Source organism: Streptomyces ficellus (assembly GCF_030406405.1).
Classification (GTDB): domain Bacteria; phylum Actinomycetota; class Actinomycetes; order Streptomycetales; family Streptomycetaceae; genus Streptomyces; species Streptomyces ficellus_B.
Genome location: NZ_JAUEPL010000015.1, coordinates 75,479 through 100,341, shown reverse-complemented (window position 1 = coordinate 100,341; position 24,863 = coordinate 75,479). Strand labels below are relative to the sequence as shown.

Genomic DNA, 24,863 nt, shown 5'->3' with positions numbered 1-24,863 from the left:
AGTGGCCTTTCAGCCGCGGCAGGCCCGCAGGCCGCCCAGTCCCGGCGTCACGGGCCCCAGGTCAGGTCGTTCGTGGTCAGGATGGGGGCCGTCTCTCCCGGCGCCTGGGCCTGGAGGCGCGTCGTGGTGGCGACCTCCGGCTGGGGTGCCGCCGACAGGAGCAGGCCTGCACAGGCGAGGGAGAGAACGAGTGCGCTGCGAACCGCTGACAAAAGAACCATCCTTCTGAAAATTGACCGGGGAATGCCGGATACGCCTTTAAGATTTCGACTTACGGCCGGCGCCCGACTGGTTTTCCGTTCCGACGTGCTAAACCCTGCCGACCGGGCGTTGCGGAAGGAAGAGCTCCGCTATGGACAGATCATGCAGTGGCATATTGCGTCCAGGTGCTCGGCTGCTCGTGGAACGGGGTCGGTACGACGGCCGGGCCGGCCGGCCCGCGCGGCGGCGCGGCTGGTCAGGGGCACGGTCCGGCGCCCCAGCAGTGGCCGGCTCACCCGGCGGGAACCGGCGAAGCGGTCTCCGGGGCGCGGTTACGGATTGCCTCATTCCGTTCCCCGGCCGTCGCCGAGCAGCAATTCGTACGGGAGGGGAGGCAGGGCGGCCTGGCAGGTGATGAGCCGAAAGCCCTGGAATTCCCCGGCCGTCTTCAGGGCGCGTGTACAGACCGCATGCGCGGAACGCTCCGCCTCCGCCAGGGAAGCGCTCAGCAGGAACAGTCCGAGGACGGGACCCGAAGCCGCCCATGGATGCGCTGCGACGTGCTCCACGCTCTCCTCGGGGAGAGCGCACTGCATCACGGCGTCCGCGGCGTTCTCCGGCAGCGTTTCGCTGCTTACCGCTGCGAGTTGGGCATGAATGAGATACACCCATCAATACTCACCACATTTTAACCAGCGGTAAGGTGACGGGTGTGGACACTTTATGCCGCTGCAGAAAGTGTCCTCCGCGGCACCCGCCACCGCCGCTCGCGCACCCGAGAGGCGCACATCGGCGCGTGCGGTCGCGTTGCTCTCGGTACACGGTGGAGCGGGTGGGACCGGAAGGTGAACGGATCAGGCCATAACGGCGATTCCGCACGGTGAGCGTTTTTTCACCGTAGACCGACGGGTCACACTCGCCTAAGCTCCCCTCGTCTTATGTGAACTGGGCTGGCGGGGGGCCACATATGCTGGAGACTCTGGGCGTCGGTCCGTTGTCCGAGCGGATCTACCGATCGATGCTGGCGTACCCCGGCGAGAGCGTCAGCGGGCTGGCGCTGCGTCATGGGATAGCGGAGTCAGAGGTTCGCCAGTCACTGAGCCAGCTCAGCGAGCTGTCCCTCATCCGCCCCTCGGAGAGCGACGGCAGCGGTTTCCACCCCATCGCCCCGGAACTGGCCATGGAGTCGCTCCTTGCCCGCCAACAGGCGCGGCTGGCCGCCGAGCAGTCGAAAGTGGAGGCCTCACGGGCAGCCGCCGCGCAACTCATCGCCGAGTATTCGGCCCTTCGGCCGTCAGGATCGCAGACCGACCAACTGGTCGGGGTCGACGCCATTCGTGAGCGCCTGGCACAGCTCGGAAACGCGGCCGAGTCGGAGGTGATGACGTTCGCGCCGGGCGGCGCGCACGCCCCGGCGGATCTGGCAGCGAGCCGTGGACCCAATACGACGCTGCTCGACCGAGGCGTCCGCATGCGGACGATCTACCTCGACAGCGTCCGCAACGACCTTCCGACCGTGGAACACGTCAGCTGGCTGCACTCCAAGGGAGGCGAGGTGCGCACCACGGCGAGCCTGCCCACCAGACTGGTCATCGTCGACCGCAAGCAGGCTCTCCTGCCCACCCAGCTGGTGGACGCCCGCAATGGAGCGGTGCTGGTCAGGAGTGAGGGAACCATCGCCGCGCTGTGCGCCCTCTTCGACTCCGTGTGGTCGGCCGCCACCCCGTTCGGCACCAAGCCGGCGCTCGACCCTCGCGGCCTTCCGCCTCAGGAGGCCGAGGTTCTCCGGCTGCTCGCCATGGGCCTGACGGACGAGGCCATCGCGAAGAAACTCGGAGTCTCGCCGAGAACCGCCCGGCGTATCGCCGCCGAGCTGATGGAGCGACTGGCCGCGCGTAGCCGTTTCGAGGCCGGGGTCCACGCCGTCCAGGACGGGTGGCTGCCACCCACACGCTGATGATGCGGCCCCCGGGCCGGCGCGAGCACGGGCCGCTCAACCTGCCCGGTCCTCGCCGGTGCACGACTCCGCGTCGGGTGGCACGCCGTGACCAGGGGCCGTGTCAGAGGAATCCGGCACGGCCCCTTGGTCATCCCGGGGCCGCCAGGAGCAGCACCCCGGCGGCGCCCCCGCCTACGGCAGCTTCCCGGCCGTGCGCAGCGCGGCCAGTACCGTGTTCACGGCCTCCGAGGACTGGTCCTCGCCCGTGACGCGCCGGTGGTAGTTCAGTCCGCCCGGGTTCTCCATGTTGATCTCGATCACATAGGGGAAGGCCAGATCGACGCCCACATAGAAGATGCCGTGGTCCATCAGTCGCTTGCCGAGCCTGCGCAGGAACGCGCGCTCGTCCGGGGTGAGTCGCAGCGCTTCGTAGCGTGCCCCCACCGTCGCGTTGGCCCGGTTGTCGTTCTCGCGGGGGAAGCGGAGAAAGCCGGACACCGGGGTGTCACCCGCGAGGATCACCCGCTTCTCGTTGGTGCGGACGTTCGGGATGTACTCCTGGACGGCCGCATGGCGCTTGGCCATGCCGATGATCTCGCGCCCGTAACTGACGTACCGCGACGTCTCGTTACCGGTGGCGGAACTCAGCAGCGCGGAGCGGTTGCGGTCTCTTTCGTTGACGACGTAGACGTCCGCGCCGCAGCCCCCGTTGGTCGGCTTCACGACCCAGGAGCGGTCGGCGTCGGACTCGACCAGTCCGTTGAGGAAGTCGAAGTCGTTGGACACGTACGACACGGGCAGATGCTCCGGCGGCACCACCGCACCGAGGTTGATCTTCGTGTTGAGGTAGAACAGCGCCGACGCGTCGTTGACGAACGGCACCCGCTGGTTCAGCAGCCACAGCAGCTGGAAGTAGTCGGTGGCCGCCTCGGGATGGGTGCCCGCGAGGACCCACACCAGGTCGAAGTCCTCCGCCGAGGCATGGGGCTCGCTCAGTTCCGGGAACGCACCCCCGGCGATGAACTCCTCCGACAGCCTCATCCGGTCGCACACGACGACGGAGTCGTGCACACCCAGCGAGTCGACGTCCCCGATGTGGACCTCGTGGCCTTCGCGGTAAAGGGCACTCGGAATGATCGACTGGTTGTCCAGCTTGAACGTGGACGCCTGCGACACCAGGACCAGAATCCTGTACGGCAACTCAACTCACCTTCTCCGGCAGGTCTTCCAGGTTCTCCATCAGCCAGGCCTCCGCTTCGAGAAGGCGCTTCTCCACTTCCGCGGTGTCGGTGCCGCTCACGATGACGAAGCACAGGTACGAGGCGCTGTAGGTGGTCACCGCGCCCGGTTCGAGCCCCTCGTTCACCTCGTAGTGCCGCACCCAGTCGAACGGCGGCCTGCCCGGCGCCCGTACCGGAATGCCCTGGGGCAGGATGGAGACCGAGCCGTGCACCTCGGCCGGCGGGCCGGACGGCGGCGGGTCGACGGGCAGGCCGCACGACTGGCGCAGCACGGCGGTGTGCAGGTCCACGCCGTAGGTGGCCCGGGTGAGGGCGGGGATACGGTCGCCGCCGACCCGTGAGGCGATCTCGCAGAACACCAGCTCGTCCCCGGGGGCGTGGAACACCTCCAGGTGGTACGCGCCGGTCTCGGGGGTGTCGAAGGCTCCGAGTACGCGGTCGAGGAACTCCTCCAGCCTGACGGCGAATGCGTCGTCCGGGCGCAGTTGCAGGGAACCGTTGTTCTGCCCCGAGAACACGCCGAGGCAGCTGCGCAGGTAGCGGGAGGAGGCGACGAACCGGTAGCCGTCCGCCAGTACCGCGTCGACGTGGTACATCGAGCCCTCGATGAATTCCTCGGCCATGAGGTCCTCCCGCCAGGGGCGGCGGCTGAACGCGATGAGGTCCTCCTCACCGCGCAGCACCACGATGTCGCGCGAGCCGCCCTGCTTCACCGGTTTCACGACGACGGGGTAGGCGTTCTCCGCGATGAAAGCGGTCAGGTCCACGATCGTGCCGAGGCGGGCGAAGCGGGGGGTGCGGACGGTACGGCTCGCGGTCTGCTTCATGACGACCTTGTCGCGGAACGACAGGGCGCTGGCCGAGGACTGGCCGGGGATTCCGAGGTCCTCCCGGATGCGGGCCGCCCGTTCGAGGTCGTACTCGTTGTCCGTGATGAGGTGCGTGAACGGCTTCTCGCGTGCCAGGCGCCGGATCATGAGCTCCACGTACGGCACGGACTCGCAGTTCTCGACGTACTCGTACCGGCCCAGTTTCCCGGTGTTCTTCAGTTCGTGGTGGCTGAACACCTGAAGGCTGCCGGCGATGTCCGGGAACATGGCGGCGTAGTCCAGGTGGGGGCTGTAATTGATCACTGCGACATTGGTCATGGTGCGTCGGCCTCGTGGTCGTGGGCGGGCGTCGTCAATGGGGTCAGTGGAGGCGGCGGCTGCCGACCGCGGCCCGGTAGCGGATGTCCCACTGGTTGCGCCGCACATAGGTCCGCTGGAGCCAGCGGTCGCGCCCGTCGTAGCGGGCGGTGAAGCGCGAACGCGCGTGCAGGCCCTTGCGGTTGTTGATCAGCAGCGCCTGCCCGGGGCGCAGGAACACCTCGTGCGCCACCTCCCGGCAGGCCGCCTGGAGCCGGTCGAGGGCGGACCGCGCGCGGTCGTCCACCGGGCGGATGCCATTGGCCGCGGCGGTCACCTCCGGGAACGCCTCCGGTCCGCTGATCATGGGGACCGGCTCGGACAGCACCTCGGCCCCGCCCGCGACGTCACGGACGTAGCTGCCCGGGGCGTTCATCCGGAACAGCGGGCTGCGCAGGATGTCGAGCGTCCCCGCGTCGACGGCACGGCAGATGTCGCGGGCGTCGGCGTAGTACGTGCCCGCCACCCCCTCGTGATCGGCGCGCAGACAGCTCAGGACCAGGAAGTCCGGGCCGGCGGCCTCGTAGCGGCCGCTCGGGTCGTGGACGATGTCGTTGTGGAAGTTGAGGAAGACGGACGATCCCTGGTTCGTCTGCGTCATGGCCCCGCCCTCGACGGGGACCACATCGTGAACCAGCCGGCCGTTCTTCTCCGTCATGAAGCCGACCGGCTCCCCGATCAGCCCGCTCAGCCCCAGCAGCACCCCCTCGGCCACGAAGGTGTCCTTGTCCGGGCTGGGCCCGCCGTCCCGCGGGGTGTCGGGCAGCCGCTCGTCCACGGGGAGGTTGCGGACGTAGCCCACGCCGGGAGTGTCGGGGTGCCGGCCGAAGTCCAGGATCTGCTGGAGCGTCTCGACGGGCAGCTGGGCGAACACCTGGTGGTAGCGGGCCATGGACCGGTCGATGTCCCGGCTCGGGTCGGGCGTGGCGGCCAGTTCGGCGCCGAGGACGTCGCGGACCCGGTCGGACAGGTCGATCTCGATGAGCGTCGGTTCCGTGGTCACCACGGAGGCGTTGACGGTCATGAACGTACTCCTGCTGAATCTCGGACGGTCGGTGGAACGGTGGGGGTGGTGGCGGGGATGGGGAGGTCGTCGTGGAGCTTCTGGGCGAGGCGCACCGCCGCGTCCTCGTCGGCGGCGATGTGGACGGTGGCGAGCCCCCCTCTGATCTCGGTCACCGGGACGCCGGCGACCTGCGCCGGTACGAGGCCGTGGCGGCGTACGGACGCCTCCAGGTCGACGTAGCCGCCGACCAGCACCACTACGGGGCCGTCCCCACCCCGTGGGGCTGTGGGAGCCGGAGGCGTTCATCGTCCTCGCCCCCGGCCACGAGCGCGGCACCGCGAGCGCCGAGGCCGTCTTCCGCCGGGCGGTGGAAGAACTGCCGCGCGAGAAGTGGGTGCGCGTCCTGGAGTTCGTCGAGCGGCTGCCTCTGACGCCCTCCGGCAAGATCCGCCGAGCCGAGCTGCGGGACCGTCCTCAGACGCCCGGCATGGTCCACCGGCTGCCGCACGCCTGGGAAGAGGAAGGAGAGCGCGATGAACAAACCGCTGGGGCAACCCAGTCCGCTGCTGTGCCTGTGCGCGCACGTCACGGAGCGTGAGATCGTCGAGGCGGTGGAGCGCGGCGCGGACGACCTGCCGGCCGTGCGCGAGGCCACCGGGGCGAACACCGGCTGCGGTGACTGCGCCCACGACATCGAGGACCTGATGAGCGACTGCCGGGAGCGGTCGGCGGCGCGCACCACCCACCGCTGACCTCGGCTCCCGGGCCGGAGTTCAGCGCCGGACACGGTTGGCGAGGAGAGTGCCGGCCGTGGCGAGAACGAGTCCCGCGAGGGTGAGGGGGCCCATCCGCTGCCCCAGCAGCAGGGCCCCCAGGCCCGCCGTACTCATCGGGACCAGATAGAACAGGCTGCTGACCTGGCTCGTTCCATGACGCTGCAACAGGTGGTAGAGCAGGCCGACGCCGACGATGGAGTTGATCAGCGCGCTCCACAGCAACACCGGCCAGTACGCGGCGGTGAGCCGCACGTCCCACCCCTCGACGAGGAGGGCCGGTACGAGCACCACGGCCGCGGCGGCCAGCAGCTGCACGGCGTTGCCGCTGACCGGGTCCATCTGTCCGCAGAACCGCTTCTGGTAGACCGTGCCGACGGAGATGCCCAGCAGCCCCAGCGCGAGGAAGCCCAGGCCGAGCAGGTAGCCGCCGGAGAGGTGGATCCCGTCGGCCACGGCCAGGGCCACGCCGCCGAGGCCCAGCGCCAGGCCCAGGTACTGGCCCGCCGACACCCGCTCACCCAGCAGCGGCACCGCCAGCAGCGACGCGGTCAGCGGGTAGAGCCCGATGATCAGAGCCGCGAGCCCGGAGGGCACTCCGAGGTCCATCCCCATGTAGATGCTGGAGAACTGGACCGCTTGCACGAGGGCGCCCGCGACGGCCAGGTGCAGCAACTCCCGCCCCCGGGGCAGGCGTTCGCGGCGCATTCCGGCGACGGCCAGGAGTAACAGGCCGGCGATGGCGAAGCGTAACGCCGCGAAGGTGTAGGGGGCCGCGTGGCGCAGACCGAGCTTGCCCGAGATGAACCCGGAGCCCCACACCACGACGAGCGCCGTACGGGCGGACAGGTCGGCCAGGCGGGCCGTGGGCCGTGCGGCCGCGACGGGTCCTGCGCCATGTGCGCCACTGGGGGCGGGGGACCGCTCGGGGCTCTCGACGGGCGGGTTCGGGGTCGTCACCGCTGACACCTCCTCTGTGCGATAAAAAGCACTCTAGAGCAGAATATTGCTCAACGCGAGGGTCCACACAGCGAAAGACCCCATGGACCAGGTCCATGGGGTCGTCCGGGCCGGCGATTCGGCGGGTCAGTAGAGGCTGGAGAAGAGGACTCCGACCAACTGGGCCGGCTCGTCGGTGTCGTTGCGGAAGCTGTGCGGGTGGCCCGCCGTCCACTGGGCACAGTCCCCGGCGCGCAGCACGTGGTCCACCCCGTTGTAGCGGGCGACCAGCGTGCCCCGGGTCACCATGATCAGGTCGGAGCCCTCGTGCTGGAGGTCTTCCGCGAGTCCGCTGTGCGGCGCGAAGTCCCCGGTGACGACCTGGTATCCGAGCTCCGGGGAGCGCAGCACCCGATAGACCACGCCCGGCGCGCGGTCCAGCACGTCCTGCTCCTCCCTCGGGAAGAGCGAGGGCGTCGCCCGGCCCCGTGAGAAGCCCAGGAAAGAGCCGACATCGTGGTCGAACACCTTGGCGAGGCGGCCGAGCCGCTCCAAGGCGATGTCGGTCTCCCCCCGCTCCAGAGCGGCCAGGAAGGAGACCGACAGGCCGCACTCCGCCGCCACCTGGCGAAGCGACATCCCCTTGTGCGTGCGCAGCCGGTGCAGCACCTCGCCGGGCGGCGGGAAACCGAGCTCCGGATCCCGTGAGGGGGTGACAGGGGTGGAGGGGTCCGGCTCTCTCATGGCACACATCCTAAGGGGCCCTCGGGCGGGGCCGGGGGGCGCTCATCCCTGGCCCAGAAGGCCCGACTGGGCGATGAGGACACCCAGCTGGCAGCGGCTGCGCGCGCCCAACTCCTGGTAGATCTTGTCCACATGGGTACGGCAGGTGCGCACGCTCAGTCCGACGCGGCGGGCGATCGCCTCGTCGGTCTCGCCCTCCGCGAGCAGCTGGATGATGGACATCCGGATGCCGGAGACCAGCTCGCTGACGTCCGCCACGCGGTTGTGGCTCTCGAACGGCCTGGCGTTCACCCACGCACGCTCGAAGACTCCCAGCAGGAAGTCGACGACACCGGGCTGGCGGATGGCCACGGCCACGTCACGGTCACTGTCCGCCGGGATGAACGCCAGCTCCCGGTCGAAGATGACCATCTGCTCGAAGGGGTCACCGAGGGTGCGGACCTCTCCGCCGGCGCCGCCGATCCGCTCCACGCGCTTTCTGGTGGGTCCGTCGAAGCGGGTGGAGTGCTGGTACAGCGTTCTCGCCCTGACCTGTCGCTTGAACGCGGCTTCGGGCGGCTCCCAGGCGTTCTGCACGGCGTCGGCGGTGCCACGGCCGCCTCCCGGACGGGCGACCAGCATCAACCTCCCGGCCGACCGGCCGCGGCCGTGGGCACGGTACGCATGGCGGAGGGCCTTGGCGCCCTGGCCAGCGGAGCCGTAGGAGGCCAGCTGTAGGCCGCGACAGCCGACCACCAGGGCGCGGGGACGCCGCTGTTCTGGCTGCTGCTGGCCGCCCAGAGCACGGCGCTCGCCGTCGCCGCGGCGCTCGCCTCCCGCCGCACGCCCCGGCCCACGCGCCCCGACCGACCGGTCCCATAGCCGCCCGGACGACCTCCTCACCGCCCGTGACGTCCTTGGCCTCCGGCGACAGGTCTGCGTGGCCGTCTGGCACTCCGCGTGCCGGCGGGTGAACGCCTCCTTCACGTCGGCGTCCCCGACCGGGAAGTCGGCCGGGAACCCGGCCGGCTGCGCGCCGGCCTTGGGCCGCGATGGCAGGAAGGGTGGGATTCCCGTCATTGCGGACGGTGAAGGCCGCTTGAAGAATCGACCCCATGACACGGCGCCCCGGCAAAAGCGGCAAGGACGTGCTGGTCGTCCTCTTCCAGGAGGTCCAGAGCCTGGATGTGACAGGCCCGGTCGAAGTGTTCACCGGCGCGGGCCTGTCCGTCGGCGACCCCGGCGCGTACCGCGTCACGACCGCCTCGCTGGACGGTGCGCCGGTCCGTACCTTCAGTGGGCTCACCCTCGTCCCGGACCACGCCCTCGCCGGCGCGCCCGTACCCCACACCCTGCTCGTACCGGGTGGGCAGGGCACGCGGGCACCGGACGCCCGCCTGATCGACTGGCTGCGCGCCCACGCCCCGAGCGCCCAGCGCCTGCTCTCCGTCTGCACCGGGGCGATGCTGCTGGCCGAGGCGGGACTCCTGAACGGCCGCCGGGCGACGACCCATTGGGCGTACAGCGACAAGCTCGCCCGGGACCACCCCGAGGTCGAGGTGGACGCCGGGCCCATCTACATCCGGGACGGGCATGTCGCCACCTCGGCGGGCGTGACCGCGGGCATCGACCTCGCCCTCGCGCTGGTCGAGGAGGACCTGGGGCGTGACACCGCCCTCCATGTGGCCCGCAACCTCGTGGTCTTCCTGCGCCGGCCCGGAAACCAGGCGCAGTTCAGCGCCCAGTTGTCCGCCCAGACCGCACAGCGCGAGCCGTTGCGCGAGGTCCAGCGGTGGATCGCCGAGCACCCGGACGACGACCTGTCCGTGCCGGCGCTCGCCGAGCGCGCCCGCCTCTCCCCCCGGCACTTCGCCCGCGCCTTCCGGGCCGAGACGGGCGTCACCCCCGGGCGGTACGTCGAACAGGTGCGTCTGGAGCAGGCCCGCAGGCTCCTGGAGGACACGGCCCGCAACGTCGAGGAGGTCTCGCGGGCCTGCGGCTACGGCACCCCCGAGGCGATGCGCCGCGCCTTCGTCAAGGCCCTGGGCTCGGCACCGGCCGAATACCGCCGCCGCTTCCGCCCCGCGCTCAGCCACTGACCCCCGCGGCCACCCGGCCGCCGCGCCGCCGCGTCCCGACGCGCTGCGGCGTACGCCGCAACCCGAAAAGAGGGACAGCATGCAGATCGCGATCCTGCTCTACGACGGCTTCACCGCCCTCGACGCCGTAGGCCCCTACCAGACCCTCGCCCCGCTTCCCGGCGCCGAGACGGTGTTCGTCGCCGAGCGGACCGGCCCGGTCCTGGACGACAACCGTGTCCTCTCGCTCGTCGCCGGGAGGTCACTCGCCGAGGTGACGCACCCGGACATCGTGGTCGTCCCCGGCGGCCCGGAACCCGATCTGACCAACGAGGCCGTGCTCGACTGGCTGCGTACCGTCGACGCCACCACCACCTGGACGACCTCGGTGTGCACCGGCTCCCTGCTGCTCGCGGCCGCCGGCCTGCTGGACGGCCGCCGCGCGACCTCCCACTGGACGGCCCTGGACCTGATCAAGCAGTTCGGCGTGCAACCGACCGGGCAGCGCGTGGTGTTCGACGGCAAGTACGTCACCGCCGCCGGAGTGTCCGCCGGCATCGACATGGGGCTCACCCTCGCGGGCAGGATCGCCGGCGACACGCACGCGCAGACCGTACAGCTGCTGATCGAGTACGACCCCCAGCCGCCCTACGACGCCGGCTCGCCGGACAAGGCCCCGGCCGAACTGGTGGCGCGTTTCAGGCCGCAGGCCGCCACGCCCCAGCCGTAGACGCCCGTCAGGCGGCACGAAACCGCCCCGGCCGGGAGTACCGGCCGGGGCGGTTCCGTGACATTACTGACAGTGCGTCAGCCCAGGGTCGCAAGCGCCTGGTTGAAGGTGGCCGACGGGCGCATGACGGCCGAGGCCTTGGCCGGGTCGGGGTGGTAGTAGCCGCCGATGTCGACCGGCGAGCCCTGCACCGCGATCAGCTCGTCGACGATGGTCCGCTCCTGCTCGGTCAGCGTCTTGGCCAGGCCCGCGAACGCCTCCGCGAGCTGCGGGTCGTCCGTCTGCCCGGCCAGCTCCTGCGCCCAGTACATCGCCAGGTAGAAGTGGCTGCCACGGTTGTCGATGCCACCCAGGCGACGGCTCGGCGACTTGTCCTCGTTGAGGAAGGTCGCCGTCGCGCGGTCGAGCGTGTCGGCCAGGATCTGGGCGCGCGCGTTGCCCTTGGTCTGCGCCAGGTGCTCAAAGCTGACCGCGAGGGCGAGGAACTCACCCAGGCTGTCCCAGCGCAGGTAGTTCTCCTTCACCAGCTGCTGCACATGCTTGGGCGCCGAGCCGCCGGCACCGGTCTCGAACAGGCCGCCGCCGTTCATGAGCGGCACGACCGAGAGCATCTTCGCGCTCGTACCCAGCTCCAGGATCGGGAACAGGTCGGTCAGGTAGTCACGCAGCACGTTGCCGGTGACCGAGATCGTGTTCTCACCGCGGCGGATCCGCTCCAGCGAGAACGTGATCGCGTCGACCGGGGCCATGATCCGGATGTCCAGGCCCTCGGTGTCGTGCTCCGGGAGGTACGCCGTGACCTTCTCGATGAGGTTCGCGTCGTGCGCGCGGCCCTCGTCGAGCCAGAACACGGCCGGGTCACCGGTCGCGCGGGCGCGCGTGACGGCGAGCTTGACCCAGTCCTTGATCGGCGCGTCCTTGGTCTGGCACATACGGAAGATGTCGCCGGGGTTCACCGGCTGCTCCAGCACGACGTCGCCGGCGCCGTCGATGACCCGGACCGTACCGGCGGCGGGGATCTCGAAGGTCTTGTCGTGGCTGCCGTACTCCTCGGCCTTCTGCGCCATCAGGCCGACGTTGGGCACCGAGCCCATGGTCGACGGGTCGTACGCGCCGTGCGCGCGGCAGTCGTCGATGACGGCCTGGTAGATGCCCGCGTAGCTGCTGTCCGGCAGCACGGCGAGCGTGTCGGCCTCCTGGCCGTCCGGGCCCCACATGTGGCCCGAGGTGCGGATCATGGCCGGCATGGAGGCGTCGACGATGACATCGCTCGGTACGTGCAGGTTGGTGATGCCCCGGTCGGAGTCGACCATCGCCAGGTCGGGGCCCTCGGCGAGCTCGGCCTCGAAGGACGCCTTGATCTCGTCGCCCTCGGGCAGCGACTCCAGGCCCTTGAGGATGCCACCGAGACCGTCGTTCGGGCTCAGACCGGCCGTGGCCAGCGTCTCGCCGTACCGCTCGAAGGTCTTCGGGAAGAACGTGCGCACCACGTGGCCGAAGATGATCGGGTCCGAGACCTTCATCATCGTGGCCTTCAGGTGCACCGAGAACAGCACGCCCTCGGCCTTGGCCCGGGCGACCTGCTCCGCCAGGAACTCGCGCAGCGCCGCCACGCGCATCACGGCCGCGTCCACGACCTCGCCCGCCAGCACCGGCACCGACTCACGCAGCACGGTGGTGCTGCCGTCGGCGCCCGCCAGCTCGATGCGGAGCGAACCGGGCTCGGAGATGACCACGGACTTCTCGGTGGAGCGGAAGTCGTCGGCGGTCATGTGCGCCACGTTCGTCTTGGAGTCGGACGTCCACGCACCCATCCGGTGCGGGTGGGTCCTGGCGTAGTTCTTGACCGACGCGGGGGCCCGGCGGTCGGAATTGCCCTCACGCAGAACCGGGTTGACGGCGCTGCCCTTGACCTTGTCGTAACGGGCGCGGATGTCGCGCTCCTCGTCGGTCTTCGGGTCGTCCGGGTAGTCCGGCAGCGCGTAACCCTGCTGCTGGAGCTCGGCGACCGCCGCCTTCAGCTGCGGGATGGAGGCCGAGATGTTCGGCAGCTTGATGATGTTGGCCTCGGGCGTCTTGGCCAGCTCGCCGAGCTCGGCGAGCGCGTCATCGACGCGCTGGCCCTCCGCCAGGTACTCGGGGAAGCCGGCGAGGATGCGGCCCGCCAGGGAGATGTCCCGGGTCTCCACGCTGACCCCGGCCGTCGAGGCGTACGCCTGCACCACGGGCAGGAACGAGTGCGTGGCCAGGGCCGGGGCCTCGTCAGTGTGTGTGTAGATGATGGTCGAGTCAGTCACCGGGTGCTCCGCTCCACGTCTGCAACATTGCTCGACATCAAGATATCTCCTGAGTGACCCGTTCTCGACAGGGGCCTCGGTCCTTCTCCCCGGGCGGTGGCGGAAGGAACCCCTCCCGTACGAAGGAGTGGACGTACCGGGCGAAGAGCACGTCGTCCACCTCGCAGGACACCACGCCGGACCCGCGCAGGGCGCGGCGGGTGGAGGAAGAGTCGAACAGCGGCGAGCCGGCGACGCCGTGCGGTTCGTGGGCGCCGTGCGGTTCCTGGGCGCCGTGTGGCGGGAGCAGCCCGAGCAGCGGGAACGCCGCGTTCTCGGGGTGACCCTCCACATGGCGGTGCCAGTCCTCCAGGCTCACATCGCCCAGCCGGTAGCCGAGACCGCGCAGAGCGTCCGCGATACCCGTGAAGAGCCGGAGCCGTTCGCTGGAGACGTGGAAGATCTCACCCGCGGCCACGGCCGAGGGGTCGGTGGCGAGCACGCTGATCGCCCCGCTGACGTGGTCCACCGGTACGAGATCGAAGTCCGAGACGTAGTCGCGCGGCGCCAGGCCGGCCTGCACGCACCCCTTCACGAGCAGCCACAGGAAGTCGGACGTCTGGCAGACACCGGTCTCGCTGCTGCCGCCGATGCGGGTGGGGCGGTACACCGTCACGGGCAGACCGCGGTCCCTGGCCTGGGCGACGAGCGTCTCGGCCACCCACTTCGACTCCGCGTACCCGTTGCGCAGCAGCGCCACGTCCCCCAGGGGGTGGCCCGGCAGCACCCGTCCCGTCGGCGGACCGGCCGCGGGGAAGACACCCACGGTGGAGACATGGTGGACCGGTACGGTCCGGTGGGCGGCGGCCAGCCGCAGCACCTCCGCGGTGCCGTCGACGTTGGCCGCCTTCAGCCGGTCGTAGCCGTACGTGAGGTTCACCTCCGCGCCGGCGTGGAACACCACGTCGACGGTGCGCGCCAGCTGGTCGAACCGCTCCTGCCCGAGACCGAGCCGGGGGAGCGCCAGGTCCCCGGCCACCGCCCGGACGCGGTGCGCGCGGGAGGACTCCCAGAGCCCGTAGCGCTCCAGCGTGGCACGCAGCCGCCGGCCGGCCGCGTCGTGACTGGCTTCGTCCGCCGTGGCTGTGCCCCGCGTGGCCTCCGCCGTGCGCACGAGGCAGTGCACGACGGCGTCGGTACGCTCCAGCAGATCGCGCAGCAGGAACGCGCCGAGGAACCCGGTGGCGCCCGTCAGCAGGATGTGCGCCGGGTCGGTGGCGACGGTGACGACCTCCGGCGCGGGAGCGATGTCCGGCGCGAGCGTCTCGCGGCCGATGGCCGGCTGCCGGACGGCGGCGCTGCCGCGCCTGCCGGTGAGTGCGGTGAGCCCGGTGAGTGCGGTGAGTGCGGTGAGCGTGGGAGCCGCGACGATGTCGGCGGGACGGACGTTCAGCCCCAGCTCGGTACGGAGCCGGACCGACAGCCGTACGGCCAGCAGGGAATCGCCGCCCAGGGAGAAGAACGACTGGTCGGGGTGGACGTGGTCGGCGCGCAGTACCTCTGCCCAGATCCTCGCCAGGTCGCTGTCGAGCCCGCCGGCAGAAGCCACGCCGGGCGCGGTGGACATGCCGGGCGCGGTGGGCGCGGTGGGGGCGCTGGGGGCGGTGGAGGCGGTAGGGGTGCTGGAGGCGCTGGGGGCGTACAGCCGGTGGACGGCCGCCCGGTCGGTCTTGCCGCTCGTGGTGAGCGGGAGGGCCGGGATGCGGACGGCGAGCGCGGGCACGAGGTAGTGGGGCAGCCGCTCCAGGAGCGCGGTCCGCACCTCCTCCGGCCCGGGCCCGCCGGCGCCGGGCGCCGCCGTGGTGAAGTACGCCACGAGCCGCTTCTCGCCCGCCCCGGTGCCGTCCACGTGGACCACCGCGTCGCTCACCCCGGGAACCGCCTTCAGCGCGGCCTCGACCTCGCCCGGCTCGACGCGGTACCCGCGGATCTTGGCCTGGTCGTCGTCGCGGCCCAGGAACTCGATCGTGCCGTCCGGCCGGAACCGCCCGAGGTCGCCGGTGCGGTAGAGCAGGCCGCGGCCGGAGCCGAACGGGTCCGGCACGAACCGGCGTGCGCGCGCCGCCTCCCCGGAGAGGTAGCCGAGTGCGACGGCGTCACCGGCGACGCAGATCTCCCCGACCGTACCGACCGGGCACGGCCTGAGCCGGTCGTCGAGGACGTGCACCCTGCTCCCCGGGACCGGCCGCCCGATCGGCGGGCGGTCCGGCCACGACGCGGGCGGACCGGTGAGGGCGTGCGCGGTGACCACATGGGTCTCCGAGGGGCCGTACTGGTTCTCCAGGCGTGCCCCGGGGCAGGCGGTCGTGAAGAACGCCCGGATCGCCGGCGTCACGTACAACTGCTCGCCCGCCGTGATCACCTCGCGGAGGCTGCCGGCCGAGCGGCCGGCCGCCACGGCGTACTCGGCGAGCTGCTGGAGCGCCACATAGGGGAGGAAGAGCCGGTCGACCGCCTGCCGCTCCAGGAGGTCGAGCAGCCGGTGCGGATCGCCGCGTGTCGCGTCGTCCGCGAGGACGAGCATGCCGCCGCACGCCCAGGTGGCGAACACCTCCTGGAACGCCACGTCGAAGCCGAGGGGCGCGAACTGGAGCGTGCGCGAGCCCACGGCCGCCGCCGAGGCGCGGCACTGCCAGTGCAGGAGCGCCGCCAGCGACCGGTGCGGCATCGCCACGCCCTTGGGGCGCCCGGTGGAGCCGGAGGTGTAGACGACGTACGCCAGGTCTTCGGGCCCGGTGTCCGGCAGCTCGTCCGCGTCCTGGGTGTCCTGGGTGTCCTGGGTGTCCTGGGTGTTCTGGGTGTTCTGGGTGTCCTGCGCGCCGTGCGTGTTCGCGTCCTCCATGAACAGCACCGGTACGTCCCCGGCCGGGGGCTCCCCCGTGGCGCGGGTGGTCAGCAGCGCCGCCATGCGGCAGTCACCGACCATGAAGGACGTCCGCTCCTGGGGGAGGGACGGGTCCAGCGGTACGCAGGCCGCGCCTGCCCGCAGGACGCCGAGTACGGCGACGAGCGCCTCCAGGGACCGCTCGACGCGGATGCCCACCCGCTCCCCGGCCAGCCCATGCGACACCAGCCCCCTGGCGACGGACTCGGTGGCCGCCGCCAGTTCCGCGTACGTCATCGTGCGCTCGCCGTGTACGGCCGCGATGGCGTCCGGCCACCGCCGGGCCGCCCGCACGACGAGCTCATGGGCGTGCGGCCGGTCGCCCTCCTGCTCGGCGCCCCGGCTCAGGGGGCCGGTCACCAGCCGCCGTTCCGGCTCCGGCATGACGGCCAGGTCGTCCACGGCGGTGTCCGGGTCACGGGTGGCGTCGGCGAGGAGGGTGCGGAAGCGCTCGGCGAGGCGCCGCGCGGTCGACGGGCTGAGGACGCCCGTCGCGTACTCCATCAGCGCCAGGTAACCGCCCTCCCTCGGGACGAGTTCGAGGAACACATCGAACTTCGCCGTGCCGTTGTGGCCGTAGAGGCGTTCGGCGGCCACACCCGGCAGCCGCAGTCCGGGCGCGCCCGCGTCGTCCACCGTGAACACGACCTGGAACAGCGGGAACCGCCCCGGAACCCGCTCGCCCGCCAGCTCCCGCACCAGACGGCTGTGCGGGACGCCGCGGTGCGCCATGGCCGCGCGTACGCGGGAGCCGCTCTCCTTGACCAGCTCCCGGAACGTCTGCCCGGGGCGCAGCCGCTGACGCAGCGGCATCACGTCGCTGAGGCAGGCGATCAGCGGTTCCAGCTCCAGCCGGTCGCGCCGGGTGACCGGGGTGCCCAGCACGATGTCGTCCTGGCCGCCCAGCCGCGCCACGAGGGCGGTCAGCGCGGCGGTGAACAGCACGAAGGGGGTCGTACGGAGTCGGCGGCAGGTCTCGCGCACGGCGTCGGCGAGGTCCGGGCCGATGGAGAACTCGATCCGCGCGCCCCGGTGGTCGGGCACGGCCGGGCGGGGCTGATCCAGCGGGAACGTGGACTCGGCGGGGGCGCCGTCCAGCGTCCGGCGCCAGTAGTCCACGGCGGTGTCGTCCACCGACGCGGCCGGCCCGCTGCGCTGGGCGCGGGCGTAGGCGCCGAAGGTGGTGGGCAGTTCGGGCAGCCGGGGCGGCCGGTTCTCGACGGCGGCGCGGTACAGCTCGCTGAACTCCTCGTCGAGCAGGCGCAGTGACCAGCCGTCGATGACCGCGTGGTGCAGGGCGACGGCCAGGACGGCGTCCCGCTCGCCGGTGCGCAGCAGCGTCGCCCGGAGCAGCGGCGGCCGGTCGGCGGGCAGTGGCCCGCAGACCGCCTCCCGTATCGCCTCGGCCACGGGATCGCCGAAGCCGGGGCCGAAGCCGGGGCCGGGGCGCGGGCGAGCGTCGATCTGTCGCACGGTGAGCGGAACCGGCGCGGGAGGGGACACCCGTTGCAGGGTCCGGCCCCCTTCGAGGACGAGGGCGGTGCGCAGTGGTTCGTGCCGTGCGACGACACCGGTCAGGGCCGCCCGCAGAGCGTCGACATCGATGTCGCCCCGCAGCCGGTGGATCCACGACTCGACGTAACGGCCGGCCCCCGCCTGGAACTGGTCGTTCAGCCAGATCGACTCCTGCTCGAACGACATCGGGTGGGTGGTCGGCTCGTCGCCGGCGCTGTACGTGCTCACGCGTCGGCCTCCGTGCCGTTGCCCGGCCGGAGCGTGCGCAGCAGCGCGGCCCGGTCCAGTTTCCCGTTGGCGGTGAGGGGCAGATCGGCCTGCCGGCGCACCAGATCCGGTACGAGGTGGCGGGGGAGCCTGCCGGCCAGTTCCCGGCGCACGGCCTGCGGCGGCAGGGCGTCGGCCGCCTCGGTTGCGGCCGTGTAGAAGAGGGCCAGCCGCTCGAAGCCCCCGCCGCCCCCGCCGCCCCCGTTGTCGTCGTTGTCGCCGTTCGCCGCGGGCCCGGGCCCGGGGGCGGGGGCGGGGGCGACGGGCACGACCGCGCAGTCGGCGACGCCGGGCAGGGCGCGCACGACGGCTTCGATCTCCTCCGGCTCCACGCGGTGGCCGCGCACCTTCACCTGCCGGTCGGCGCGTCCGGCGAAGTGCAGGACGCCTTCGGTGTCCTGGAACCCCAGGTCCCCGGTCCGGTACACCCGCGTCGGTACGCCGTCGAGGGCGACGGTCGGGAACATGCGGGCGGTCAGCTCCTCGTCCCCCAGGTAGCCGAGGGCGACCCCGTCTCCCGACACGCAGATCTCACCGGTGGTCCCCGGTTCGGCAGGCCGCCCGTCCGTCAGGACATGCACGCGGCGGCCCGGTACGGGCACACCGACCGGGATCCCGCTCGGTACGTCGCAGTCGGCGCGGCGTACGCGGCGCGCGGTGGCGAAGACGCAGGTCTCGACGGGTCCGTAACCGTTGGTCAGCGCGATGGCGGGGTGGCGGTCGAGGAAGGCGCTCACGCGGGGCACCGAAAGCCGTTCGCCGCCCGTCAGCACGTGGCGCAGTCCCTCGAAGCAGTCCGGGTCCTCGTCCAGGAGGAGATGGAACAGCGACGCGGTGAGCCAGACGGTGTTCACCCCTTCGCGCTCGATGAGCGCGCGCAGCGTGCCGGGCATCAGGTACCCGCCAGCCAGAAGCACACTGGTTCCGCCGTTGATCAGCGGGCCCCAGGTCTCCAGCGTGAAACCGTCCCAGGAGACCGGCGCCGCCTGGGGCATCACCGGTCTGACCGGCCCGCCGTGGAACGGCTCGAAGCCGCCGTCGAACAGGCTGACGGTGGCCCGGTGGCCGGACACCACCGCCTTGGGCCGGCCGGTGGTGCCGGAGGTGAAGAAGACGGCGGCGGGGCTGGTGCCGTCCACCTGCCGGCCAGGTCCCACCGGCCGCCCCCGGAACTGCTCGGCCGCGCCCCGCGGACCGCGCGCCGGGGGCGACCACACCGGGCCCTCCCAGCCGTCCCGCGAACCGTCCGCCACGGTCACCTCTGGGGCGAGCACCCGGGCCACCGACCGCAGCCGCTCGACGGGCCACTCGGGGTCCAGCGCCGCGTACGCCGCCCCCGTCTTCAGTACGCCCAGGATGGCCGCCACCAGCGTCGCCGAACGGGGCAGCAGGACGGGCACGAACCCGCCGGGCCCGGCACCCCGGTCCCGCAGTTCGGCCGCCCAGGCGTCGGCCGCCGCGTTCAGATCCGCGTACGGGACGCGGGTGTCACCGTCGACCAGCGCGACGGCATCGGGCGTGCACCGCGCGTGCCGCTCGACGGCCTCATGGATCAGCGACGGTCCGGCCGCGCCGGTCGGCGGCTCGTCGGCACGGGGCGCGCGGACGGTGCCGGCCGGGCCGCCGGCCGTGGCCACCACGCCGCCGGTCATCGGGCGCCGTCCCGGTCGTCGCGGGAACCCCGGGCGTCCCACTCGTCCTGCTCGTGCCGGTCGTCCCGGGCGGCTGAGACCACCGCCGCGAACCCGGCGAGGTCCTCGCTGTCGAGCAGTGTCTCGGGGGCGATGTCCACGCCCAGTTCCCGGCCCACGCGCAGGCATATGCGTATCGCGTCCAGGGAAGTGCCGCCGACGTCGTAGAAGCTGTCCGTCAGCCGGTGGGGCCCGGCGCCCGTCACCTCGGCCACGACGGACAGCACGACCTCCGCGACATCGTCGGCGGGCGAGGTGCTCTCAGTGCTCACGTGCGGGGCTGACACCCTGGCGGTCCCTTCTGCTCTCGGCCTGAATCCACCACCGCCGGACGGCTTTTATCGAACATGTCCGGCGAGCTTTCGCACATCCTGCCCCATGGCTGGCTCGATCGGAGCGGCGCGTCGGCGGCTCGGCGCTGGCCTTATGAGGTCGTTTCGGCAGCGGGCCGGTCTCCGGCGAGAGCCCGTACGGAAGTCCTCCTGTCGTGCCAACCCTCGCGAAAGGACGTGTAATCGGTGCGGCGGCGCGCAGGGACGTACCAGGGCATCGGAACCGTCATCGCCGGAGCGGTCACGGTCGCCACCGTGGTCACCGGAGACCTCATGGCCGGGGATACGGACGGCGACACCGATGTGCCCAGCGGCACGGGAGCCGAGCCCCAGGACGCGAGCACCCCCCGTGCGGGAGGCGCCGAGGCCATGAGCACGGCGACCGGGTACGCCCAGCGGGTCGTCGAGCTGGTCAACACCGAACGCGCGAGGTACGGGTGTCCGCCCGTGCGCGTCAACAGCACACTGCGGACGGCCGCACAGGGCCACGCCCCGCCCCCCCCCGGCTGATCCGCACCGGGCTGACCCGCCCCCGGCCGGCGCGCACCGGGCTGGCCCGCGGCGGCGTCAACGGCGCTGGATACGGGCCGCTCTCGCGGCGATGTCGGGAAGCTTGGCGTACAGGGCCGCCCCCGGGCACCGGGTGGGGTAGCCGTCCATGTGCCCGCCGACCACCGGGAGCCGGGCCTTCGTGCCCTTCGGGTAACGGGCCTCGTCATGGGTGGACACCAGGAGGACCGTGCCGCGCGGGTCGGGGCCATGGGGCCCGAGCTTCCAGGCGACCAGCCGCGCGATGGCGTCGAGCATCGGCTCCGGAACGGTCTCCCCGCGCGTGAAGGTCCCGATCGCGGCGATGCCGACCGTCCCCTCGTTGAAGCCCTTGGTGTGCGCGCCGACGACCGGCCTGCCGATGCCGCCCGCCCGGCCCTCGTAGATGGTGCCGCAGGCGTCGACGAGGAAGTTGTAGCCGAGGTCGTCCCAGTGCCTGCCGTAGGCGTGTCCGGCGTACAGATCTCGCAGCGTGCCGGGCACGGCCGCGCAGTCGTAGCCGTTCGGCGTGCTGGTGTGGTGGATGACCGCGGCCTTCACCGACGGCGCGTAGCGGGCGCCGGGCGCCGTGTCCACCGTCTCGGCGTGCCACGCCCGCCGCGGCACGATCGCGGGCCGGGGCCCCTGGTGACGGGCGCCCTGCGCCTGCTTCCGCCCGGATGCGGAGTTGGCGTCGCGCAGCGGCGCCCCGGAGGGGTTGAGCCACAGCGAGGTGCCGGCGAGGACCCCGAGCGCCGCGAGGGAGGCGGCGGTACGGTAACGGCGCCTCCGTATCAGCTGCATGCCTCACCCTCCGCTCGTCGGCACGCGGCCGCGCGAGGGGTGCCGCACCCACCGGTGACCGGTGTCGCCGGTGCCCATCGTCTCCGGGCCCCGGCCACCCGCGCCCGCCGGACTGCTCCGACCGGACGCCCCGCGCCTCCCCCCTACGCCTCCACTTCCGCCTCCACCGCCTCCACCACCTCCTCCGCCTCCTCCACCGTCCTCTTGCGCGCCAGGAGGTAGGCCTGCGGGGTCCTCTCGGTCGCGGACGGCTCGCGCAGCAGCCGCGCGTCCAGCGTGAACCCGGCACCGTCCAGCAGGGCGGCGAGCCGGTCGGGCGACCACCGGTGGAAGTCGAGCGACACGGCGTGGCCGAGCGCCTCGGTCAGACGCAATGGCTCGTCACCGACCTGGAAGGCGAGCAGCAGGTGCCCGCCCGGGGCCAGCACCCGGTGGAACTCGGCCAGCACCGCCGGCACGTCCCGCGGCGCGATGTGGATGAGGGAGTACCAGGCGACGACGCCGGCCAGAGCGCCGTCCGCCATGTCCAGGGCCGTCATCGAACCCTCGTCGAACCGCAGATCCGGGTACGTCCGCCGGGCCAGCGCCACCATCGCGGGGGACAGGTCGATACCGGAGACGGCCAGTCCGAGGGAGTGGAGGCGAGCCGTCACCCAGCCGGGCCCGGAGCCGAGATCCACGACCGGGCCGCCGCCGGCGCCCCGCACCAGCTCGGCGAAGGCGGCGAGCATCGCACGGTCGTACGCCTGGGTGTCGAAGACGTCCCTGAAGTGCTCGGCGTAGGAGACGGCGATGGCGTCGTAGGACTCACGGGTGGTACGCACATAGCGTGGTTCGGTCATGCCCGACGACCCTAGTGCCCGTTTCCCGGCCCACTCCACCACACTGCCGCGGGCCACGGCCGCACGCCGCTGACCAGGGACTTGCTGCCTTCGAAGTGATTGTCAGTGGGTCCTCCTACTGTTCAGGCAGTGGGACTCGCGGAACAGGCCGCGGGGCCTGCCCTGGGGAGGGGTCTGCCATGTCGACGACGTATCTGGAGCTGTCTCAGGACGGCGGCGGTGCGCACAAGTTCTACGAGGTGACGGTGCAGGGGCAGCTGGTGTCCGTGCGCTACGGGCGGATCGGGGCCGCCGGGCAGACCCAGACCTCCACGTTCCCCACGCCGCAGAAGGCACAGGCCGCCGCGGCGAAGAAGATAGGCGAGAAGGTGCGCAAGGGGTACGCGCCGGCGGTGCCCGGACAGCGCGCCCCGCGGGCGGTCACACGCCGTCAGGTCTCGTCCGCGCCCTCGACGGCGAGGGCGGTTGCGCCGGTGCTGTGGCGGTTCCGTACCGGCTCATCGGCGTTCGGCATCCACGTGGACGACGAGCGCTGCTGGGTCGGCAACCAGGCGGGGGACGTTTACACACTCGGCCACACCGGCGAGGTCCTCGCCCGCTACAGCCTCCCGGACGGCGTCAAGTGCCTGGTCGCCGACGACTTCTGGATCTACGCGGGCTGCGACGACGGCCGGGTGTACGACCTGTCCTCCAAGCTGCCGTTCGCGGCGTACGACATAGCCGCCGACGTGGACATCTTCTGGCTGGACATCCACGAGGGCGTGCTGAACGTCGCGGACCGCGCCGGGCGGCTCACCGTGATCGACCACGAGGACGAGCACCAGTGGTCGCGCGGCGGCCGGGGCGAGCACGCCTGGATGGTGCGCGCCGACGACCGGGCCGTCTACCACGGACACCACCGGGGCGTGACGGCGTACGCGCCCGACGGTGGCGGCGAGCTGTGGCACACGCCCACCCGGGGTCCGGTCCTCTTCGGCTGGCAGGAACACGACGCCGTGTACGCGGGTACGGCGCACCGCGTGGTCCAGCGGTTGTCCAAGGCGGACGGCGCGCTGGAGGCGACGTACGGCTGCGACAGCGCGGTGTACTCGTGCGCCACCTCGCCCGGCGGCCGGTTCGTCTTCGCCGGGGACTCCTCGTCGTCGGTGTACTGCTTCGACCGGGACGGTACGCGGCTGTGGAAGCTCGGGACCGGCGGCGGCTCGGCGCTGTCGATGCAGTACCACGAGGGCCGGCTGTACCTGGTCACCACGGACGGGTCCCTGGTGTGCGTGGACGCGAGCGAGGCGGCGATCACCGCCGCCCAGCAGGGCACGGTGCCGGTCGCGCGGGACGTGAAGCTCGCCGCCGCGACGCTGCCGACGTACGCTCCGGCCACCGCCGTCTCCTCGGTGACGACGGTGACGGCCGCGCCCGCCGGCTCGGTGGTCGTGGAGTGCGTACAGGACGGGGGCGGGCGGATGCGCGTCCATGTGGTGTCGGACGGCTACGAGCCCTCGTGGAACGTCCAGTTCCCGAGGGCGATACGGGAACCGGGCGCGCGGTACGTCGTCGACGCGCTGCACGCGGCGTCGGGCGGCTTCTACCGGGTCCGGGGGGACATCAGGAGGCTGCGGTGACGGCCGGGGGTTTCGCCGCGGCCACCGGGGACGGGCCCACCAGGCCGCCCGGGGAGGCGGAGCGCCGGGCGGCCGAGGTACGGGTGGCGTTCGAGGGACTGCTGCAGATCCGGCGGCTGACCCATACGGCGAGCGGGGACCCCCGGGCGGTGCCCGCCCTGTGGGAGCGCAACCAGCCGGTCAGGGCGGTCGCGCTGGCGCTGGAGGCCGCCGGGATCGCACCCTCGGCCGTCGACGCGGAAGGGCGCCGGGTGGCGACCGGGTACCGGGTGGGGCCGGGGGAGGCGCCGGGGACGGTGCGCGTGGAATGGCTGGGCCCGCCGGGTGGCGGCGCCGCCCACGAGGAGGACCGCGCGCTCGGCGAGTGCGCCCGCGTGCTGGGCGGGCTCGGCTGGGAGGCCCTGCTCTACCGTGGCCCGCGCAAGCGCCGCTTCCTGGAGGTCGAGCCGGTCCACGGCACGGACCGACCGGGCCGCGGGTGACCCGAAGTCGTCGCCGCCGTCCGCCGTTCGCCGTCCGTCGTACGTTGTCCGTCGTCCGCGAAGCCGCATCAGCCGTACGGCCCAACAACGTGTTCCCTCCAGGCGTCCCGGGCCCACAGTGGAACCCGTACGCATGGTGGAACCCGTACGCATCCGCCGCCGCATCCGCCGTCGTCGCATCCGCCGTCACGCCCGGGAGCCCCTGATGACCTCAGCCCCAGCCAACCGCCGCGATCTCGGTCTGCTCGTCCTGAGGGTCGGCACCGGAGCGGTGCTCGCCGCGCACGGCGCGCAGAAGCTGTTCGGCTGGTTCGGCGGCGGGGGCCTCGACGGCACGTCCCGGGCGATGGAGGCGATGGGCTTCCGGCCAGGGCGGCAGAGCGCCCTCGCGGCCGGACTCAGCGAGGCGGGCGGCGGAACACTGCTCATGATTGGGCTCGCCACCCCCGCCGCCGGAGCGGTCGCCGCGGGCGCCATGGCCGGCGCGGTGTCGGTGCACGCCCCGGCCGGGTTCTTCAACCAGTCCGGCGGTTACGAATACCCCGCCTTCCTCGGCTTCACCGCGGCGGCCATCGGCATCACCGGACCCGGGCGGTACTCGCTCGACCACGCCACCGGTCACCGCTTCGACCGGCCCTGGACGCTGGCGGCGGCCTTCGTCGGCAGTGCGCTCGCCGCGGCGACCGTGGTCGGCAAGCGCGCCAAGGACCAACTGGCCGCGTCCGCCGACGACGGCGACGACTGAC

Annotated in this window: 23 protein-coding genes; 8 read left to right on the top strand and 15 right to left on the bottom strand. The window is 72.2% G+C overall.

The window, feature by feature from the left end:
* Positions 1-47: 47 nt before the first annotated feature.
* A complete protein-coding gene (locus QWM81_RS13040) occupies positions 48-212 on the bottom strand; it encodes a hypothetical protein (RefSeq protein ID WP_290111995.1) in 165 nt (54 codons plus the stop codon).
* A 333-nt stretch (positions 213-545) separates the two neighbouring features.
* On the bottom strand, positions 546-869 hold the full coding sequence (locus QWM81_RS13035; protein WP_290111994.1) for a hypothetical protein: 324 nt from the start codon (positions 867-869) through the stop codon (positions 546-548).
* A 299-nt stretch (positions 870-1,168) separates the two neighbouring features.
* Between QWM81_RS13035 and QWM81_RS13030 the strand changes: the two genes are divergently transcribed.
* Positions 1,169-2,158, top strand: a complete 990-nt coding sequence (locus QWM81_RS13030) for a helix-turn-helix domain-containing protein (protein WP_290111993.1) — start codon at positions 1,169-1,171, stop codon at positions 2,156-2,158.
* Between the two features lie 174 nt (positions 2,159-2,332).
* Here QWM81_RS13030 and QWM81_RS13025 read toward each other — a convergent pair whose 3' ends face one another.
* From QWM81_RS13025 to QWM81_RS13010, 4 genes are read right to left on the bottom strand one after another with little or no spacing between them, the layout of a single operon-like run.
* Entirely contained in the window at positions 2,333-3,340 is a 1,008-nt protein-coding gene (locus QWM81_RS13025) for an ATP-grasp domain-containing protein (protein WP_290111992.1), read from the bottom strand.
* A gap of 1 nt (position 3,341) precedes the next feature.
* A complete protein-coding gene (locus QWM81_RS13020; protein ID WP_290111991.1) occupies positions 3,342-4,529 on the bottom strand; it encodes an ATP-grasp domain-containing protein in 1,188 nt (395 codons plus the stop codon).
* Positions 4,530-4,572: 43 nt separating this feature from the next.
* Complete coding sequence (locus tag QWM81_RS13015; RefSeq protein WP_290111990.1) at positions 4,573-5,592, bottom strand: TauD/TfdA family dioxygenase; 1,020 nt, start codon at positions 5,590-5,592, stop codon at positions 4,573-4,575.
* Complete coding sequence (locus QWM81_RS13010; RefSeq protein ID WP_290111989.1) at positions 5,589-5,831, bottom strand: hypothetical protein; 243 nt, start codon at positions 5,829-5,831, stop codon at positions 5,589-5,591. Before QWM81_RS13010 ends, QWM81_RS13015 begins: the two co-directional genes overlap by 4 nt.
* A 276-nt stretch (positions 5,832-6,107) precedes the next feature.
* On the opposite strand from QWM81_RS13010, the gene QWM81_RS13005 reads away from it, so the two are divergent.
* The gene (locus tag QWM81_RS13005; protein ID WP_290111988.1) at positions 6,108-6,326 is read left to right on the top strand and encodes a (2Fe-2S)-binding protein; all 219 of its coding nucleotides are present in this window, start codon (positions 6,108-6,110) and stop codon (positions 6,324-6,326) included.
* A gap of 21 nt (positions 6,327-6,347) precedes the next feature.
* Here QWM81_RS13005 and QWM81_RS13000 read toward each other — a convergent pair whose 3' ends face one another.
* The 3 genes from QWM81_RS13000 to QWM81_RS12990 form a co-directional block, all read right to left on the bottom strand.
* A complete protein-coding gene (locus tag QWM81_RS13000) occupies positions 6,348-7,307 on the bottom strand; it encodes a DMT family transporter (protein WP_290111987.1) in 960 nt (319 codons plus the stop codon).
* Positions 7,308-7,433: 126 nt separating this feature from the next.
* Complete coding sequence (locus tag QWM81_RS12995; RefSeq protein WP_290111986.1) at positions 7,434-8,030, bottom strand: cupin domain-containing protein; 597 nt, start codon at positions 8,028-8,030, stop codon at positions 7,434-7,436.
* A gap of 42 nt (positions 8,031-8,072) precedes the next feature.
* Positions 8,073-8,651: a helix-turn-helix transcriptional regulator gene (locus QWM81_RS12990; RefSeq protein ID WP_290111985.1), complete on the bottom strand. Its 579-nt coding sequence runs from the start codon at positions 8,649-8,651 to the stop codon at positions 8,073-8,075.
* Positions 8,652-9,124: 473 nt separating this feature from the next.
* On the opposite strand from QWM81_RS12990, the gene QWM81_RS12985 reads away from it, so the two are divergent.
* Together QWM81_RS12985 and QWM81_RS12980 are read left to right on the top strand one after the other, a co-directional pair.
* Positions 9,125-10,108: a GlxA family transcriptional regulator gene (locus tag QWM81_RS12985; protein ID WP_290111984.1), complete on the top strand. Its 984-nt coding sequence runs from the start codon at positions 9,125-9,127 to the stop codon at positions 10,106-10,108.
* A 79-nt stretch (positions 10,109-10,187) separates the two neighbouring features.
* The gene (locus QWM81_RS12980) at positions 10,188-10,817 is read left to right on the top strand and encodes a DJ-1/PfpI family protein (protein ID WP_290111983.1); all 630 of its coding nucleotides are present in this window, start codon (positions 10,188-10,190) and stop codon (positions 10,815-10,817) included.
* 77 nt (positions 10,818-10,894) lie between these two features.
* On the opposite strand, the gene QWM81_RS12975 is transcribed toward QWM81_RS12980, so the two are convergent.
* Genes QWM81_RS12975 through QWM81_RS12960 form a run of 4 tightly spaced genes read right to left on the bottom strand, consistent with a single transcriptional unit; the run spans position 10,895 to position 19,782 of the window.
* Positions 10,895-13,114 carry an NADP-dependent isocitrate dehydrogenase gene (locus tag QWM81_RS12975; protein WP_290111982.1) on the bottom strand — a complete coding sequence of 740 codons (2,220 nt, stop codon included), beginning with the start codon at positions 13,112-13,114 and terminating at the stop codon, positions 10,895-10,897.
* A 37-nt stretch (positions 13,115-13,151) separates the two neighbouring features.
* The gene (locus QWM81_RS12970; protein WP_290111981.1) at positions 13,152-17,780 is read right to left on the bottom strand and encodes a non-ribosomal peptide synthetase; all 4,629 of its coding nucleotides are present in this window, start codon (positions 17,778-17,780) and stop codon (positions 13,152-13,154) included.
* Positions 17,777-19,471: an amino acid adenylation domain-containing protein gene (locus tag QWM81_RS12965; protein ID WP_290111980.1), complete on the bottom strand. Its 1,695-nt coding sequence runs from the start codon at positions 19,469-19,471 to the stop codon at positions 17,777-17,779. The genes QWM81_RS12970 and QWM81_RS12965 overlap by 4 nt, the downstream gene beginning before the upstream one ends.
* A complete protein-coding gene (locus QWM81_RS12960; RefSeq protein WP_290111979.1) occupies positions 19,468-19,782 on the bottom strand; it encodes an acyl carrier protein in 315 nt (104 codons plus the stop codon). The genes QWM81_RS12965 and QWM81_RS12960 overlap by 4 nt, the downstream gene beginning before the upstream one ends.
* A 246-nt stretch (positions 19,783-20,028) precedes the next feature.
* Here QWM81_RS12960 and QWM81_RS12955 point away from each other — a divergent pair, with 246 nt between their 5' ends.
* A complete protein-coding gene (locus QWM81_RS12955; protein ID WP_290111978.1) occupies positions 20,029-20,352 on the top strand; it encodes a CAP domain-containing protein in 324 nt (107 codons plus the stop codon).
* A 57-nt stretch (positions 20,353-20,409) separates the two neighbouring features.
* On the opposite strand, the gene QWM81_RS12950 is transcribed toward QWM81_RS12955, so the two are convergent.
* Together QWM81_RS12950 and QWM81_RS12945 are read right to left on the bottom strand one after the other, a co-directional pair.
* Positions 20,410-21,174 carry a peptidoglycan recognition protein family protein gene (locus tag QWM81_RS12950; RefSeq protein ID WP_290111977.1) on the bottom strand — a complete coding sequence of 255 codons (765 nt, stop codon included), beginning with the start codon at positions 21,172-21,174 and terminating at the stop codon, positions 20,410-20,412.
* A gap of 143 nt (positions 21,175-21,317) precedes the next feature.
* A complete protein-coding gene (locus QWM81_RS12945) occupies positions 21,318-22,016 on the bottom strand; it encodes a class I SAM-dependent DNA methyltransferase (protein ID WP_290111976.1) in 699 nt (232 codons plus the stop codon).
* A gap of 179 nt (positions 22,017-22,195) precedes the next feature.
* On the opposite strand from QWM81_RS12945, the gene QWM81_RS12940 reads away from it, so the two are divergent.
* From QWM81_RS12940 to QWM81_RS12930, 3 genes are all read left to right on the top strand, one after another.
* Positions 22,196-23,635, top strand: coding sequence for a WGR domain-containing protein (locus QWM81_RS12940; protein ID WP_290111975.1), 1,440 nt, complete (start codon positions 22,196-22,198; stop codon positions 23,633-23,635).
* Complete coding sequence (locus tag QWM81_RS12935; protein ID WP_290111974.1) at positions 23,632-24,117, top strand: hypothetical protein; 486 nt, start codon at positions 23,632-23,634, stop codon at positions 24,115-24,117. Before QWM81_RS12940 ends, QWM81_RS12935 begins: the two co-directional genes overlap by 4 nt.
* Positions 24,118-24,322: 205 nt before the next feature.
* Positions 24,323-24,862, top strand: a complete 540-nt coding sequence (locus tag QWM81_RS12930) for a DoxX family protein (RefSeq protein WP_290111973.1) — start codon at positions 24,323-24,325, stop codon at positions 24,860-24,862.
* Position 24,863: the final 1 nt, after the last annotated feature.

Excerpts from the sequence above, each read along its gene's own strand:
- QWM81_RS12940 (WP_290111975.1), top strand. The coding sequence starts at position 22,196 with ATGTCGACGACGTATCTGGAGCTGTCTCAGGACGGCGGCGGTGCGCAC.
- QWM81_RS13015 (WP_290111990.1), bottom strand. The coding sequence starts at position 5,592 with ATGACCGTCAACGCCTCCGTGGTGACCACGGAACCGACGCTCATCGAG.
- QWM81_RS12965 (WP_290111980.1), bottom strand. The coding sequence starts at position 19,471 with ATGACCGGCGGCGTGGTGGCCACGGCCGGCGGCCCGGCCGGCACCGTC.
- QWM81_RS12945 (WP_290111976.1), bottom strand. The coding sequence starts at position 22,016 with ATGACCGAACCACGCTATGTGCGTACCACCCGTGAGTCCTACGACGCC.
- QWM81_RS12995 (WP_290111986.1), bottom strand. The coding sequence starts at position 8,030 with ATGAGAGAGCCGGACCCCTCCACCCCTGTCACCCCCTCACGGGATCCG.
- QWM81_RS13005 (WP_290111988.1), top strand. The coding sequence starts at position 6,108 with ATGAACAAACCGCTGGGGCAACCCAGTCCGCTGCTGTGCCTGTGCGCG.
- QWM81_RS12985 (WP_290111984.1), top strand. The coding sequence starts at position 9,125 with ATGACACGGCGCCCCGGCAAAAGCGGCAAGGACGTGCTGGTCGTCCTC.
- QWM81_RS12930 (WP_290111973.1), top strand. The coding sequence starts at position 24,323 with ATGACCTCAGCCCCAGCCAACCGCCGCGATCTCGGTCTGCTCGTCCTG.
- QWM81_RS12990 (WP_290111985.1), bottom strand. The coding sequence starts at position 8,651 with ATGCTGGTCGCCCGTCCGGGAGGCGGCCGTGGCACCGCCGACGCCGTG.
- QWM81_RS13020 (WP_290111991.1), bottom strand. The coding sequence starts at position 4,529 with ATGACCAATGTCGCAGTGATCAATTACAGCCCCCACCTGGACTACGCC.
- QWM81_RS13030 (WP_290111993.1), top strand. The coding sequence starts at position 1,169 with ATGCTGGAGACTCTGGGCGTCGGTCCGTTGTCCGAGCGGATCTACCGA.
- QWM81_RS12950 (WP_290111977.1), bottom strand. The coding sequence starts at position 21,174 with ATGCAGCTGATACGGAGGCGCCGTTACCGTACCGCCGCCTCCCTCGCG.
- QWM81_RS12980 (WP_290111983.1), top strand. The coding sequence starts at position 10,188 with ATGCAGATCGCGATCCTGCTCTACGACGGCTTCACCGCCCTCGACGCC.